Raw genomic sequence first — 15,842 nt, forward strand, 5'->3', positions numbered from 1 at the left:
TCCTATTCCGACAGATTCATAGATTAAAAATGAGAAAAAACGCTTTATGCCAACGGTCATAAAAAATTCACTCCGCGTTATTTCCCTATCTACTTCATATTTCCAGTATAATTAGCCCAGTTATCATCCCTCAGTGAGAATCGTTTGTGATTAGTAAATTACGTAATATTGCCATTATTGCCCACGTTGACCATGGAAAAACCACCTTAGTTGACAAATTGTTACGCCAATCTGGAACGCTTGATGAGCGTGCAAATTTAGGCGAACGGATTATGGATTCCAACGCGATTGAAAAAGAGCGCGGGATTACCATTCTCGCCAAAAATACCGCCATTCGTTGGAATGACTACCGTATTAATATTGTCGATACCCCAGGACACGCCGACTTCGGCGGTGAAGTAGAACGGGTATTGTCTATGGTTGATTCCGTGTTATTACTGGTTGATGCCGTTGATGGTCCTATGCCACAAACCCGTTTTGTGACACAAAAAGCCCTACAACGTGGCTTACGTCCCATTGTAGTCATCAACAAAGTTGACCGCGATGGCGCACGTCCAAGTTGGGTTTTAGACCAAACATTTGATTTATTTGACCGCTTAGGCGCAGATGAATCACAACTTGATTTCCCCGTGATTTATGCCTCAGGACTACAAGGATATGCGGGCTTAACGCCGGATGTTCGTAGTGGTGACATGCAAATTCTGTTTGAAGCCATTATTGAACATGTGCCAATTCCTGACGTTGATCCAGATGAACCTTTTCAATTACAAGTCAGTGCGCTAGATTACTCCAGCTATGTCGGTATTATCGGGATTGGACGCATTAGTAGCGGACGGATTAAAACCAACACGGCTGTTTCCGTAATTGACGTAAAAGGCGAAAAACGGCAAGGGCGTATTTTACAAGTCCTAGGCTTTCACGGCTTAGACCGCATAGAAAAACCTGAAGCAATGGCGGGTGACATTATTGCCTTCACAGGCTTAGACCCCCTATATATTTCCGATACCATTTGCGACCCTGCGCATATCGTTGCACTGCCCCCATTAACAGTGGATGAACCCACTGTCAGCATGACCTTCCAAGTCAACACCTCCCCCCTATCAGGACAAGACGGCAAATATGTTACATCCCGCCAAATTCGGGAACGCCTGCAACGGGAATTACTGCATAACGTCGCGTTACGTGTTGCTGAGACAGACGACCCTGATAAATTTATGGTCTCTGGTCGCGGAGAACTGCATTTAGGAATTCTCATTGAAAATATGCGTCGTGAAGGGTACGAACTGGGTGTTTCTCGTCCACAAGTCATTACCAAAATCATTGATGGCGTGCGCAACGAACCCTTTGAAAGTTTAACCATTGACGTAGAAGACATTCATCAAGGGACTATCATGGAATTACTTGGCAACCGTAAAGCGGATTTGCTAAACATGACACCTGATGGTAAAGGACGTGTGCGCCTAGACTTTGAAATTCCTTCGCGCGGCCTAATTGGCTTTCGCACCGAATTTCTAACTGCAACCTCTGGTACAGGCATGATGTACCACATTTTTGACCATTACGCCCCCATGAAAGCGGGTAACATCGGACAACGAAATAACGGCGTGTTGATTGCCAACGGTGCAGGCAAAGCCGTTGCTTACGCACTGTTTACCCTACAAGAACGGGGCCGTTTATTTATAGGACACGGCGACGCAGTCTATGAAGGCATGGTTATCGGCATACACTCCCGCAATAATGACTTAGTTGTCAACCCCTTAAAGGCAAAACAACTCACGAACATTCGCGCTGCGGGGTCTGATGAAAATATCCTACTGACACCACCGATTCGTTACTCTTTAGAACAAGCCTTAGAATTTATTGATGATGACGAACTCGTTGAAGTCACACCCAAAGCAGTACGTATTCGCAAAATCTTCCTGCTAGAAAACGACCGCAAACGTGCATCCCGTTCCTCAAATAACGATTAAAACATAATTGTTCTAATTGCTAATAAAAACCCGTCAACTTACTAAAAATTGACGGGTTTTTTACTCAAACAACGCAGATACCACCGCTTCAAGCAATATCAACCGCATTTAAAAAACACAATTAATTCAACGCAATGGTACAAAGCTTACCGCTTCCAATGGCTCTTGCTCATAACGATTTCGAAACCGCGTGATTTTATAAAGCACTTGTCCTGAACGTTGCGGACCAACAGGAATAATCAATGACGCATTCAACGCCAACTGCTCCAACAACGGTTCTGGCACAGTTTGTGGCGCGGCAGTCACAAGAATCGCATCGTATGGCGCGTTCTCACTCCACCCCCATTTCCCATCACTATGTTTAAATTTAACATTTGTAAAACCCAATAAACCCAATCGTGTTTGTGCTTGCTCCGACAAACTAGCCAATAATTCAACGCTATAAACCCGCCGAACCAACTGTGCAAGAATTGCGGTTTGATAACCACAACCTGTTCCAACCTCCAACACCGCATCTAATTTGCCACGACTTAGCAAGATTTCTGTCATTCGTGCCACAATATACGGCTGAGAAATGGTCTGTCCCTGTCCAATAGGCAACGCATTATTAGCATAAGCATGACTGGCTAACGCCTCGTCAATAAAAAAATGACGCGGTGTACGACGAATTGCCTCCAAAACAGCAGGATTACTTATCCCCTGTCGTTGCAATAATTCGATTAAACGATCTGCTTCTCGTCGTTGTTGGGGAGAAGTTTCAATACGATGTGCGGAAATAGAAGACATAAAACGTTATGCAAAATAACAGGGATTTATAAAGATGAAAAAACGGCATAACACGGATATTACTTGAACTGACACTCAAAGCATACCGTATTTATCCGCCCCGATAGACTTGGGTACATCATCAAATAAAACGAGAGGAATTTTATCCCCTACTCGTTCCCCATTACCGACTATTTGATGACTCATCCTAAATGGGATAATTTCTATTTTTCTAAGAAAAAGTTAATTCTTTAAATAGACTTATAACCAATAAACAATTATTGTACTAACTTTCTCTCATATAATGGAAAAAAGATAACAAATGATTATTCCTGCCGAACTTACACAATGTTTAAAACACAGCAAACGATTAGCTATCTTAACAGGTGCAGGCATCTCGGCAGAAAGTGGCGTACCCACCTTTCGTGACGCGCAAACAGGATTATGGGCGCAATATAACCCCACTGAACTAGCCACACCAGAAGCCTTTCAACAAAATCCCAAACTCGTTTGGGAATGGTACGCATGGCGACAACAACTGGTTGCTAAAGCAGAACCCAACGCGGGACATTTAGCCCTAGTTGAATTAGAACATCATCAACCCAGCTTAACGATTGTGACACAAAATATAGACGGTTTACACCAACGTGCAGGCAGTAACCGAGTGATTGAACTACATGGAAATATTAATCGATTCAAATGCGCGACGGAAAATCGCATTCTTGAACAATGGGAAAAACAAACCGCTATCCCACCCCATTGCCCCTATTGCAACGGCTTAATACGTCCTGATGTCGTCTGGTTTGGTGAGAGTTTACCCGTATTTGCACTAGAACAAGCCCTACAAGCCATAGAACGCAGCGATGTTTTACTCACCATCGGGACATCCGCACTGGTTCAACCTGCGGCTACACTCCCCTTAAAAGCACTCCAACAGGGCGCAACGGTGATTGAAATCAACCCAGAAACCACGCCATTAACCCCTTGCGTACACTTCTCACTACGTGGCAAATCAGGCGATATTTTACCCAAACTCCTAAAATCAGTTTGGGGCGATACTCAAACATAAACAACGAGAAAATTATGATTACCGAACAACTACAACCATTAGCACAAGTTGTTTTACACCAACTACAAACACATCCACAAGGCATAGGAGAATATGAACTGCTCAAACAATTACAACGGACAAATCAAACAGGCTTCCCCAGCGTTGCACTAACAGAACCCTTACCCCTATTTCAAATGCACTTTCTGTTATTCCATGTTTTATATCATCTACGAGAACAGCTATATCAAGAGAAAACAGGTGAACTTCAAATTAATCCATTAAAAATTCAAATAATGCCTTATCAAGTAGGACAAAATGCCCTAACCGAAAACGACCCACTACGTGATTTTTATATGGATTTAAGCCAGTTAGAAAAAACAACAGCAGAAGATGTAACAACACTACTCGCCAAGTTTTGGACACGGTTTCATGCAATAGACAAACGCCAATCCGCACTAAATACCTTAGGACTACAAGACCCTGTGGACAATGAAACAATAAAATATCGTTATCGTCAGCTAGTTATGCAACACCATCCTGACCGTGGTGGCAACACAACCACCTTACAAACCTTAAATGCAGCAATGGCCGTTTTAGAAAAATCCACTTAATTCAACTAATAAATTACCCTTTACCAAGATACGGAATATTACCAATATAAATAGCGAGTATATAAAACTATAACTCAATAACAGGTTCAAGATATGATGATAACCGCCTAAACCATACGGGATACTTAAAACGTCATGGAATTTTAACTTTTTTGATAGTTTATTGTATAAACCAAATAAAAAATTTATTTCCTATTCAAAGAAAAAATAAACTGTACCCTATCTATAAACATCCCTATTCGCCTTATCATAACCTAATCTATGTCCACAAAAATGGAGTTAGCAAACGCCTTGCTAGAACTAGAACAATTTAAAACGATACTAGACACTATCTTGGACAGTGTTTTCATGTTTACCCCTGATACATATCGTTTTTTTTACGTGAATCGTGAAGGTGTGCAACGGTTTGGGTATAGTCAAACTGAATTCATGCAAATGAATATACTCTCTTTGATTCCGTCATTAACAAACACACAACTAGAAAAAAATCTCATTTTACTCATAGAAAAACAAAAAACGTTTATTCGCTTTGAAACAACCGCCCAATGTAAAGACCAACAACAATTTCCTGTTGAAATATATCTACAATATATACAACAAAATAGCGAAAAACCGTACATCGTCAGCATTATTCGAGATATTTCTGAACGCTATACCACAGAACGACAACTTCGAGAAAAAGAAGAACGTTATCACCAATTTTTTGAAACCAATCGCGCCATCAAACTCATCATTTCCCCAGCAACAGGCATTATTGAAGATGCGAATCAAGCTGCTTGTGATTTTTATGGCTACAGCAAAAAACAGATTTTAACTAAAAAAATCAGTGATATAAACGTATTTACGCCTGAACAAATAAAAGAAGAAATGACTTTAGCCATTACAGAACAACGTCTATATTTTAATTTTCAACACCGCCTTGCATCGGGTGACATTCGTGATGTAGAAGTATATTCAGGGCCTATTTTAGTAAATGGTAAATACCTACTTTATTCAATTGTTCATGATATTACCGAACGACGACGAGCAGAAAAAGACCTACAACATGCAAAAGAGATTGCTGAAGCGGCAAATCGCGCAAAAACAACTTTTTTAGCCAATATGAGTCATGAATTACGTACACCTCTCAATGGCATTTTAGGCTATGCCCAAATTTTACAACGGGATAAAACCCTCTCGACTCAACAACATGATGGGATTGATATTATTTATCGTAGTGGAGAATACTTACTCAATTTAATTAATGATGTCCTTGATTTAGCAAAAATTGAGGCTGAACACGTTCAGCTATACGAAACAGATTTTCAATTTCAGCTTTTTTTAACAGAAATTACAAAACTATACCAACTACATGCCACACAAAAAGGACTTTCTTTTACATTTAACCCATTGACTTACTTACCAACAGGGATTAAAGCAGATGAAAAACGGCTTAGACAAATATTAGTAAACTTACTGAACAATGCGATTAAATTTACCAAACAAGGCGGCGTTACCTTTACCGTAGGCTATGATGAACAACAAATGATGTGTTTTCAAATAGAAGACACAGGAATCGGTATTGCCCCTGAAGAGCTAGAAAAAATTTTCCTTCCCTTTCAACAAGGAGGAGACCAGCGTTATCGCGCGGATGGAATGGGATTAGGTTTATCAATCACACATCAACTGATAGAACTGATGGGCGGTAAAATTCATGTTCGTAGCACACTAGGCAAAGGTAGTCTTTTTTGGTTCTCCATCCCCTTAAAAAATGCTACCTATTTACAATCATCAACCATCGTATCTCCCCAAATTATTACTGGTTATCAAGGTAATTCTCTATCTATTCTAGTCGTGGACGACTATTGGGAAAATAGAGCTGTTTTACAAGGATTACTAAAACCATTAGGGTTTATTATCATTGAAGCCAGTAACGGACTAGAATGTATAGAAAAAGCTGACAAGCTGAGACCTGATTTAATTCTCATTGATTTAGTAATGCCAACCATGGATGGTTTTGAAGCGGTTAGGCGTATGCGTAAAATTGATGCCCTCAAACAAACGCCTATTATTGCAATATCTGCCAGTATTTTTGAATTACCACTTGAAGCAAGTATAGAAGCAGGTTGTAATAGTTTTTTACCCAAACCTATTCAAGTAGAGGATTTACTCGATAAACTGCGCGTTTTTCTAAATATTCAATGGCAATACGCAAAACCAAAACCAGTAGAAAATATCGTTATGGCAGAATCACCACATCGGCGAACAAAAATTGTTTTAGCCGGGTTATCTAATATAGATACTAACGAATTGCGTGAGTTAAGCACACGAGGTGATATTAATGGCATTTTACGCAAACTCCAAATAATAGAACAAGAGCACCCCCATCTACATGAAATAACACAATATTTACAAGAAATGGCGCGTAATTTCCAAATTGATGAAATTCGAGAATTAATGATTCAAGCATCAACTTAATCATTACACTTTCTGTTTAACATACGCCTGTAATTGCTCACGACTCAATTTACAATTTACCCATTCAGGGTCAAAAACCGCCCCTAAGCGTTTATAAAAACGAATCGCAGGCTCGTTCCAATCTAAAACTTGCCAATGTAATTTCCCCACATTTTGCGTCACTGCTTCCCTGATTAAGGCATCAAATAGCAAATAACCTACACCTTGCCCACGATGAGCTTCATTAACAACTAAATCATCAACATATAAAGATTTCCCTTTCCATGTTGAATAACTGTAATAATACAAAATCATCCCGACAACTTCTTTTTTAGCCGTTTCTGCGACAAAAAACTCAAAATAAGCCCGCTCACCAAACCCATCTTGTAATAATTGTTCAGGTGTATTAATAACTTCACTCAATGCATTTTCATAAATTGCTAAAGTCTTTACTAATGCAAAGACGACAGGAATATCATCAGCAACGCCTTTTCGTACACTATAATTGGTCATATTGGTTTTCTAACCCCTTAAACTTAAAAGTCTATGAGTAATGTTGTTGATATAATTTTGCTAATTGCTTCAGTTTTTCATTTGTATGCTTAAAAAACAATTTATATGACTCACAAAAATGATTGTGTCCTTTATCGTTAGGGTCACGAATACGGTCTTTTACACATCCACCATAACAATGTGTCAACCATTCACATTGACGACATTCTGCGTCTAATTGTGCCTTACGTTCACCAAAAGCAGTATGTGCAGCAGAGTCAAAAGCCATTTTTAGCGGGGTTTCATGCAGATTACCAACGCGCGTATTTTGTGATACAAGAAAATCACAGGAAAATAAATCGCCATTATACTCAACGACTAAATAGTCATTGCATCGTTCATGTAAGACACAATGGTCTGGCTCAATGCCTATATACGTTTGTAAAATACCATCAAAAAAGCGAATGGAGGTTTTTTGTTGCAACCGATTAAAATCAAAATCTTTTAACCATACGTCAAATAATTGGTTTAAAAAACGTCCATAATTTCGCGCACTCACAGAAAAGGGAGCAGCAATTTTAGGGTTAGTGGGATGACGTTCAACAATAGGACTAAACTGCATAAAAATAAAACCATTTTTTACAAAAAAATCATAGATTTCTTTAGCATATTGTACTGAATAATCATTAACCGTCGCTAATACATTAACAGCAACCCCTTTTTGTAATAATAGCTGGGCATTAGCAAAAACCCGTTTAAATGTGCCTTGTCCCTGACGGTCTTTACGATAATGGTCATGTATATGTTCTGTACCATCTAAGGAAATACCGACTAAAAATTGTTCTTGCTGTAGAAAGTCTGCCCATTCTTCATCGAGTAAAAAACCGCTAGTTTGTAAGGCATTAGCAAAATGTCGTCCCTGTGCCCATTTTTTTTGTAGGGCAACCACTTTACGGAAAAAATCCACCCCCAAAACGGTTGGTTCTCCCCCTTGCCAAATAAAGCTTGGATTATCTGCACAGGAGAACATTTCTATAATCAGTTTTTCTAAGGTCTCGTCATTCATGCGGTGTGCTGAGGGATGTCCTGCATAAAGATGATGCTTGTCTAGGTAAAAACAGTATTCACAGCGTAAATTACAAAATGAACCCATCGGTTTAATTAAGATACTACGTAACGATTTTGCAGTACTAATTGTTTTAATTGGAATATTAGGAAATGTATGTGTTGTCATTATGATAAAGCCTGTTAGAAAAATAAAAAAATAGTCTAAATACGTTGCTTGATAGCATAAAGGCGGTATTTTTACGATAGCATTCAAATAAGCTACTATGAATAAGTAAACACTTATTTAGCTGTTGATTAACCTATAGCAAATAAATTTCTCTAATACATTATATTTTAGGAGGATACGACATTGTCACATTATTTTCGTCAAAGTCGCCTACTGATTTGTTTTTTACTTATCTTATTTGTTTTCTTAGGTATTGCTGGTTTTTTGATTACATCACATCAAAAAAGTTTACTAATGGAGAACGAAAAAAATCGGATTGCGCTGGAATTGGATTTAATCAGTGGTTTTATTAAAGAATCTTTTTTAAAACGGGATTATAACGCGGTTAGCTTGTTTTTATCAGATTGGGGACAACAACGAAAATATATTGTTAGCATCAACGCAACGTTAAAGAATAATTTTGCATTGGCTCATTACCAACGCGCAACAACAGCAACAGAAACCTTTATGGTTTATAAAAATATTAGCTTTTCTGCGACAAACGCATTAACCATAGAAATAGTCAGTGATTTAGATAATATCCAGCAGATTATTTTCACCTTAAATAAGCAATTATTGAGTATTGCCTTGCTAATTGTCATGGTGTTAGGCATTGCAATATGGATTGTATTGAAGAAAATCGCTTTGATTCCAATGGAACAAGAAATCGAGCGGCGCACACAAGCATTGCGTGAGATGAATCAGGCATTACATGTAGCAAAGCAAACCGCTGAAGACGCACAATATAATGCTGAGGCTGCCGCTGTTGAGGCAGAAGAAGCAGCCGCACGAGCCGAAATTGCCAATCAAGCAAAAAGTATTTTTCTTGCCAATATGAGTCATGAATTGCGTACACCGCTGAATGGCATTTTAGGTTATACACAGATATTACAACGAGATGAGTCTTTATCCGCACAACAAAAAACAGGGGTAAATATTATTCATCGATGTGGAAATTATTTATTGACTTTAATCAATGATATTTTGGATTTATCTAAAATTGAAGCGGATAGGATGGAGCTATATTGTTTAGATATTAATTTTACAGAGTTTTTAGATGATATTGTCGAACTTTTCTGCATTCGAGCAGAGCAGAAAGGGATTATGTTTATTTTTGAACGTGTAACCGCACTACCCGCAGGAATTTATGGTGATGATAGGCGATTGCGGCAGATTTTAATTAATTTATTAGGGAATGCCGTGAAGTTTACCGAGCAGGGTGGGGTAAATTTTAAAGTTGCTTATCGAGCAGGTAAAGTACGATTTGATATTGAAGATACAGGTATGGGTATTTCTGAAGAGGAACTTGATACTATTTTCCTTCCTTTTCATCAAGTTTGTAGTATTACTAATAAAATAGAAGGGGCTGGTTTAGGGTTATCAATCACGAAAAGGTTAGTTGCGTTGATGCAAGGGAATATAGGGGTTAGCAGTCAGCTACATAAGGGAAGTCATTTTTGGGTTGAAATAGCCTTGCCCGAGCGGTCAACAATTATTAAAACACATACAAATAATCCGTTAATTATTAGTGGTTATCAGGGTGAGAAAAAAACAATTTTAGTCATTGACGACCGTTGGGAAAATCGCTCCGTATTGGTTAATTTATTAAAACCACTGGGGTTTATGCTCATAGAAGCAATTAATGGTAAAGAGGGTTTAGATAAGGCAATGCAGCAAAAACCTGATTTAATCATTACCGATTTAGTTATGCCTGTTATGGATGGTTTTGAGTTTGCACGGCGATTGCGGAAAAATCCAGATTTGCGGTTAATTCCCATTATCGCTACTTCTGCCAGTGTTTTTGAACATCCACAAGAAGAAAGCATGTTAGCAGGCTGTGATTCATTTATTGCAAAACCAATTCGTGTAGAGTTGTTATTGGTGCAATTAGAACTGCATTTAAGGCTGTCTTGGTTGTATGAAAAAGGTGAAAGACCTGCATTGCCATTGGATGAATCGCTTTCTTTTTCAGATAGATGGGTTGGAAAAATTACATTGAGCATGGAACAGGTAACCCGTTTAATAGAATTAGCCAAGATGGGTGATATTCATGGCATTTTTCTCGCGTTAGATGCGATTGAGGCAACAACTGAAGAGCATGAGTTTACACAAAAAATTCGTGAGTTAGCACATGATTTTGAAACAGATGTTATTTGTCAGCTATTGCAGAATTATCAGAAAACCCAGTAATAGCGTCATACGTAGATTTTATCTTTTTTATAGTGATAAATAGTTATTTATTATGGGAAAAATCGTTGAATAACCGAGTTAATAAGGTGAGAGAGAATAATATTCTTGGTTTCTCATTATTGAGACAATTAATTTATTTTGATACTGTTTTATCATGACTGGCTTTTTTATCCAAGTCAGCATTCTCAGAATTGCTAACATTGAGAGTATTAAAAGAAAAACCCTCGCCTATTTACAGACGAGGGTTTTTTTGTCCTATTTATTCAACGGCGACAGTCACTAATATTGGTTTTAACACGCGCTGGGCTTCTTGTGGAGAAAGGCTAATAAGATAGCCACGTTTACCGCCATTTAGATAAATCGTGGGCAGTTGTAAAATACTTTCTTCCATATAAATAGGCATGGGTTTACGTGTGCCAAAAGGTGATGTGCCACCCACCAAATATCCTGAATGTTTGTTTGCAATCTCGGGTGTACAGGGTTTTATCTGTTTGACGTTAAGCAGGCGCGCAAGTTGTTTCGTAGAAACTTCTTTATCACCGTGCATCAGCACAATCAACGGATTTTTCTGTTCATCTTCCATTATCAAGGTTTTTATAACGCTGTTTTCTGGCACGCCTAGGGCTTGTGCAGAAACAGTTGTTCCCCCTTTTTCTACATATTCATAGAGATGATGTTCAATATCAACATGCGCCTCTCGCAATGCGCGAATGGCGGGGGTAACAGGATATTTGGCAGTGGACATGCGTTTTATGCCTCGACTGGGATTTTTTTATCTTCTGCAAATTGCAGTTTCAGTAAATTATTGTAGATACCTGTGCTTAAGTTCGCCAGTTCTTCATGTGCACCTGACTCAGCAATATTTCCTTCATCAATAACATAGATGCGGTCAACTTTACGAATCGTTGCTAAACGATGGGCAATAACAATGGTGGTTCGCCCTTCCATTAGTTTTTCTAGGGCTTGTTGCACGAGCCGTTCTGATTCTGCATCTAGCGAGCTGGTTGCTTCGTCTAAAATTAGAATGGTTGGGTCTTTGAGTATCGCACGCGCAATGGCGATGCGTTGACGCTGTCCACCCGAGAGTTTTACGCCCCGTTCACCAACAAGGGTATCAAGTCCTTCAGGGAAATTATTGATAAATTCTAAGGCATTTGCTTGATTAGCAGCGTTGGTAATCTCTGCTTCGCTTGCGTTAGGGTTGCCATATAAAATATTTTCCCGAATCGTTCCGCCAAACAGAATCACTTCTTGCGGCACGATGCCGATATTATGGCGATATAAGGTTAAGTTGTAGTCTTCAATGGGTTTTCCATCCAGTAGGATTTTGCCTGTATCTACGTTGTAAAAACGGAGTAACAGTTGGATAAGGGTAGATTTACCCGCGCCACTGTATCCAACCAAAGCAACTTTTTCACCCGATTGAATCTTAATATTTATCCCTTTTAAAACAGGGGTATCTTTGCGTGTTGGATAGGCAAAGCTAACATTTTGATATTCAATTGCGCCTTGAAATTTTAAGGGTGTTGTTGGTATGGCAGAAAGGCTTAATTCACTAGGTTCATCAAGGAGTTCTACTATACGTTCAGTTGCACCGACCGCTTTTTGCAAGGTGCTGTAAATATCGCCAAGTCCGCCAATTGAACCGCCAATAAACATGGTATAGATAATGAAGGAACTCAGGTCGCCTATAGAAATTGTCCCCGCTTTTACCAAACTCGCGCCGTACCATAAAACTAAAACGATACTGCCAAATAACGCGAAAATAATGAAGGAGATAAACGCACCACGATATTTAGCATTAGATAATGCAATTTGTACGACTTGATTTAATGATTGCGCATAGCGATTGACTTCAAAGGCTTCATTGGTAAAGGCTTTTACCATGCTAATCGATTGTAAGGTTTCTTCTACAACGATATTGGCTTTGGCTAATTCATCTTGTGTCTTACGCGATAAACGACGAATAAATTTACCGAAAATAATCGCCGCGAGAACTAATACAGGAAACACCAACAGCATAAAAATAGTTAATTCTGGTGTAATAATAAAAAGGATACCGACACCAATGACTAGAATGAGGGTTTGGCGTATCAGTTCGGAGAGGGTAACGGAAAAAGTATCTTGTAATAACCCTACGTCTGCGGTAAGGCGACTAATTAATTCACCTGCCCGTTGATTATCATAGAAGTGCATGGGTAGTGTCATAAATTTTTCGTATAAACTTTTACGAATGTCTGCAATGGTGGATTCTGTCACTTTAGACATGAAGAAAATACGGAAAAAGGAAAAAATACTTTGGATTGCAAGTACTGCAATTAATAATAAAGCCAGTTCATTTATATCATTAACAAATCCATAACTTTTCCCCATTGCCGTATCGATTAATCGACCTGCTAAAAAGGGAAATGCTAGTAAGACGGTACTAGAAAAAAATAAACTGACCATCGCTGCGAGAAAATAGCCGCGATAAGGACGGGTAAATTGATAAAGACCAAGTAAATGTCTTACCCCTGATTTATCTAAAGGACGTTTAGGTAAATCAGCATGTGGATACTGTTGTCGTTTTAAAAGTGCCATACCTGAATTCTCAACTACGAATGGAGCTAAAGGGAAATAGTATAAAACATTCCTTAAATTGATATGAGGATTCTATTCTCACACTATAAATTGGTGTTGTTGAATCGTTATAATTCTTGAAGAAACGTGAGCTTTATATCACTATCAATAGTGTCTTATAAATGGGTTCTATACAGGGTATTTAACAGCAGGAGGATGAAATGATGTCCATAGAAGCAATAATTGCATTGGTTGTGCTGGCTATTATTTGTTTATATATTATTGTAATTTATAATAAATTAGTTACGCTACGTAACCGATTTAAAAATGCGTTTTCACAAATTGATGTGCAGTTAAAACGGCGTTATGACTTAATCCCGAATCTGGTTGAAACGGCAAAAGCCTATATGAAACACGAGCGCGAAACCTTAGAAGCGGTGATTAAAGCCCGTAATCAGGCAGCGAGTGCGGCAAAGATAGCCACAGAACATCCCGAAAATGCACAAGCGATTAAAGGATTAATGGGAGCAGAAGCCTTGTTGACAGGGTCATTAAGCCATTTATTCGCCTTATCAGAAAATTATCCTGATTTAAAAGCTGATTTGACGATGGCGCAACTGACAGAAGAATTAACCAGTACAGAAAATCGCGTTGCGTTTGCGCGGCAGGCATATAACGATGCAGTTATGTTTTATAACACTTATCGTGAACAATTCCCCAATGTATTTGTCGCCAGTGCAACCCAATTTACTGAAGCACAATTGTTCGAAATAGAATCCCCCAAAGAGCGCGAAACGGTACGAGTGGCGTTTAATTAAACGGGTCAAACGCCTCATATAGGCAATACGGATGAATCCCACACTACCCCAACTTATTGATAGTCATTCTCACTTTGACGCAGACGAATTCGCCTCTGATCGTATGGCCGTCTTTACACGTGCGCAAATGGCAAATGTCACGCTACAAATTGTACCCGCTGTCTGCTTTCGTTGGTGGGAACAATTACGTAATGTTTGCCAAACTTACACGGGATTATATCCTGCTTATGGCTTACATCCACTGTATCTGGCAGAGCATGACCCCCGTCATTTAACTGCCCTGCCAACATGGCTAACCCAAGAATCTGCCGTTGCGGTGGGCGAATGTGGTTTAGACTATTATGTAGCAGGATTAGACGCTGAAAAACAAGCCTATTTTTTCACAACACAATTACAAATAGCAGTCGATTTACAATTACCTGTTATCATTCATGCCCGTCGTGCAGTTGAAGCGGTTATTCAACACTTGCGCCGCTTTCCGCGTAGTCGCGGCGTTATACACAGTTTTGCAGGCAGTGAGCAACAAGCGCGACAATTGCTAGATTTAGGATTTTACCTGAGTTTTGGCGGGCCCATTACCTATCCAAACGCGCATAAATTACGAAAATTAGTGCAAGTTTTACCGCTAGACGGTATCTTGTTAGAAACCGATTCTCCAGACCAACCCCTAGCAACACATCGAGGAGAACGGAATGAACCCGCTTATTTAACTGAAGTTTTACAAACAATGGCAATATTGCGCCAACAATCGCCCGCAGAAATTGCACACATCACCACCTGTAACACCCTTGAATTATTTGGTTTAAAACAATGACAGAATCTATTTATACCCGTACAGAAATCTTATTGGGCGAAGCAACCTTAAGCGCGTTAACAGAACATCATATCCTGATTGCAGGCTTAGGTGGGGTGGGCAGTTTTGTTGCAGAATCGTTAGGACGACTTGGCATTAAACGCTTGAGTATATTAGACCATGATATTGTTGCCCCCTCTAATCTCAATCGCCAACTGGTTGCCTTGCGCTCTACAATTGGTCGTCCAAAAGTGGACATCATGGCAGAACGTTTATTAGATATTAATCCCGATTTACAACTGGTTAAATACGGCGAATTTTTATACAAAGAACAAGCAGAAACATTCGTGCAAACAGGACACTATGATTTTGTCATTGATTGTATTGACTCCATCGCCTCCAAAGCCGCATTAATTGCCGCTTGTATGCGTTTAAACATACCCGTCGCCTCCAGTATGGGGGCTGGCAATCGCTTAGATGTGAGCAAGGTTAAAGTGGCTAAACTCAATCAAACTGAGGGATGTGGACTGGCTAGAGAATTGCGGGCATTATTGCGCAAAGAAGGGGTACGCACTAATTATCCTGTTATTTACTCACAAGAAATTCCACGTCAACCATTACCCCATCAACCCGTTAGTGGCACAGAAGGCAGACCCCGCGCCGTTAATGGAACAATATCCTACATGCCTGCTTTATTTGGCATGATGTTATCAGGTGTTGTGGTACAAGCCTTATTGAAACAAATCGAAGAAAAACAACGCATACCATAAAATTTATACGATATAACGGTCAGTGTGCATTTATTCATAGCAAACTATTAGAAATAATAGGCACGAATAAATTCGTGCTGACCTCTTCTACCCTTGCCACCGACTCCCCTGCAC

At 39.3% G+C, this 15,842-nt stretch carries 13 protein-coding genes; 8 read left to right on the forward strand and 5 right to left on the reverse strand.

All coding sequences use genetic code 11. The features are described from left to right. The first annotated feature begins 146 nt into the window (after nt 1-146). On the forward strand, nt 147-1,970 hold the full coding sequence (typA, locus tag AL038_RS06210) for a translational GTPase TypA (RefSeq protein WP_062150517.1): 1,824 nt from the start codon (nt 147-149) through the stop codon (nt 1,968-1,970). A 126-nt stretch (nt 1,971-2,096) separates the two neighbouring features. Here typA and AL038_RS06215 read toward each other — a convergent pair whose 3' ends face one another. Then, on the reverse strand, nt 2,097-2,756 hold the full coding sequence (locus tag AL038_RS06215; protein WP_062150521.1) for a protein-L-isoaspartate(D-aspartate) O-methyltransferase: 660 nt from the start codon (nt 2,754-2,756) through the stop codon (nt 2,097-2,099). A 301-nt stretch (nt 2,757-3,057) separates the two neighbouring features. Between AL038_RS06215 and AL038_RS06220 the strand changes: the two genes are divergently transcribed. The 3 genes from AL038_RS06220 (at nt 3,058) to AL038_RS06230 (ending at nt 6,854) form a co-directional block, all read left to right on the forward strand. Next, nucleotides 3,058-3,804 carry an SIR2 family NAD-dependent protein deacylase gene (locus AL038_RS06220; protein WP_062150524.1) on the forward strand — a complete coding sequence of 249 codons (747 nt, stop codon included), beginning with the start codon at nt 3,058-3,060 and terminating at the stop codon, nt 3,802-3,804. A 14-nt stretch (nt 3,805-3,818) separates the two neighbouring features. After that, a complete protein-coding gene (locus tag AL038_RS06225; RefSeq protein ID WP_062150527.1) occupies nt 3,819-4,397 on the forward strand; it encodes a DNA-J related domain-containing protein in 579 nt (192 codons plus the stop codon). A gap of 261 nt (nt 4,398-4,658) precedes the next feature. Then, nucleotides 4,659-6,854, forward strand: coding sequence for a PAS domain-containing hybrid sensor histidine kinase/response regulator (locus tag AL038_RS06230; protein ID WP_062150530.1), 2,196 nt, complete (start codon nt 4,659-4,661; stop codon nt 6,852-6,854). A 3-nt stretch (nt 6,855-6,857) separates the two neighbouring features. Here the strand turns inward: AL038_RS06230 and AL038_RS06235 are convergent, their stop codons facing one another. Next, nucleotides 6,858-7,346 (reverse strand): GNAT family N-acetyltransferase, encoded by a 489-nt coding sequence (locus AL038_RS06235; protein ID WP_062150532.1) that lies wholly within the window; start codon nt 7,344-7,346, stop codon nt 6,858-6,860. Between the two features lie 31 nt (nt 7,347-7,377). Beyond that, nucleotides 7,378-8,559: an anaerobic sulfatase maturase gene (locus tag AL038_RS06240; RefSeq protein ID WP_062150535.1), complete on the reverse strand. Its 1,182-nt coding sequence runs from the start codon at nt 8,557-8,559 to the stop codon at nt 7,378-7,380. 183 nt (nt 8,560-8,742) lie between these two features. Between AL038_RS06240 and AL038_RS06245 the strand changes: the two genes are divergently transcribed. Beyond that, on the forward strand, nt 8,743-10,788 hold the full coding sequence (locus AL038_RS06245; RefSeq protein WP_062150540.1) for an ATP-binding protein: 2,046 nt from the start codon (nt 8,743-8,745) through the stop codon (nt 10,786-10,788). A 259-nt stretch (nt 10,789-11,047) separates the two neighbouring features. On the opposite strand, the gene ybaK is transcribed toward AL038_RS06245, so the two are convergent. Together ybaK and AL038_RS06255 are read right to left on the reverse strand one after the other, a co-directional pair. Then, nucleotides 11,048-11,533 carry a Cys-tRNA(Pro) deacylase gene (gene ybaK / locus AL038_RS06250; protein ID WP_062150544.1) on the reverse strand — a complete coding sequence of 162 codons (486 nt, stop codon included), beginning with the start codon at nt 11,531-11,533 and terminating at the stop codon, nt 11,048-11,050. 5 nt (nt 11,534-11,538) lie between these two features. Further along, nucleotides 11,539-13,368 carry an ABC transporter ATP-binding protein gene (locus AL038_RS06255; protein ID WP_062150547.1) on the reverse strand — a complete coding sequence of 610 codons (1,830 nt, stop codon included), beginning with the start codon at nt 13,366-13,368 and terminating at the stop codon, nt 11,539-11,541. A gap of 200 nt (nt 13,369-13,568) precedes the next feature. On the opposite strand from AL038_RS06255, the gene AL038_RS06260 reads away from it, so the two are divergent. The 3 genes from AL038_RS06260 to AL038_RS06270 are packed head-to-tail and all read left to right on the forward strand — an operon-like array spanning nt 13,569 to nt 15,728. Further along, on the forward strand, nt 13,569-14,165 hold the full coding sequence (locus AL038_RS06260) for a LemA family protein (protein ID WP_236839480.1): 597 nt from the start codon (nt 13,569-13,571) through the stop codon (nt 14,163-14,165). Between the two features lie 31 nt (nt 14,166-14,196). Continuing rightward, complete coding sequence (locus AL038_RS06265) at nt 14,197-14,979, forward strand: TatD family hydrolase (protein WP_062150553.1); 783 nt, start codon at nt 14,197-14,199, stop codon at nt 14,977-14,979. Beyond that, nucleotides 14,976-15,728: a tRNA threonylcarbamoyladenosine dehydratase gene (locus AL038_RS06270; RefSeq protein ID WP_062150556.1), complete on the forward strand. Its 753-nt coding sequence runs from the start codon at nt 14,976-14,978 to the stop codon at nt 15,726-15,728. The genes AL038_RS06265 and AL038_RS06270 overlap by 4 nt, the downstream gene beginning before the upstream one ends. Nucleotides 15,729-15,842: the final 114 nt, after the last annotated feature.

Source organism: Beggiatoa leptomitoformis (assembly GCF_001305575.3).
GTDB classification, from domain to species: Bacteria; Pseudomonadota; Gammaproteobacteria; order Beggiatoales; family Beggiatoaceae; genus Beggiatoa; species Beggiatoa leptomitoformis.

Bases quoted from the DNA above. Each gene is read 5' to 3' on its own strand.
- AL038_RS06235 (WP_062150532.1), bottom strand. From the start codon at position 7,346: ATGACCAATTATAGTGTACGAAAAGGCGTTGCTGATGATATTCCTGTC.
- AL038_RS06230 (WP_062150530.1), top strand. From the start codon at position 4,659: ATGTCCACAAAAATGGAGTTAGCAAACGCCTTGCTAGAACTAGAACAA.
- ybaK (WP_062150544.1), bottom strand. From the start codon at position 11,533: ATGTCCACTGCCAAATATCCTGTTACCCCCGCCATTCGCGCATTGCGA.
- AL038_RS06255 (WP_062150547.1), bottom strand. From the start codon at position 13,368: ATGGCACTTTTAAAACGACAACAGTATCCACATGCTGATTTACCTAAA.
- AL038_RS06270 (WP_062150556.1), top strand. From the start codon at position 14,976: ATGACAGAATCTATTTATACCCGTACAGAAATCTTATTGGGCGAAGCA.
- AL038_RS06240 (WP_062150535.1), bottom strand. From the start codon at position 8,559: ATGACAACACATACATTTCCTAATATTCCAATTAAAACAATTAGTACT.
- AL038_RS06265 (WP_062150553.1), top strand. From the start codon at position 14,197: ATGAATCCCACACTACCCCAACTTATTGATAGTCATTCTCACTTTGAC.
- AL038_RS06260 (WP_236839480.1), top strand. From the start codon at position 13,569: ATGATGTCCATAGAAGCAATAATTGCATTGGTTGTGCTGGCTATTATT.
- AL038_RS06215 (WP_062150521.1), bottom strand. From the start codon at position 2,756: ATGTCTTCTATTTCCGCACATCGTATTGAAACTTCTCCCCAACAACGA.
- AL038_RS06220 (WP_062150524.1), top strand. From the start codon at position 3,058: ATGATTATTCCTGCCGAACTTACACAATGTTTAAAACACAGCAAACGA.
- AL038_RS06225 (WP_062150527.1), top strand. From the start codon at position 3,819: ATGATTACCGAACAACTACAACCATTAGCACAAGTTGTTTTACACCAA.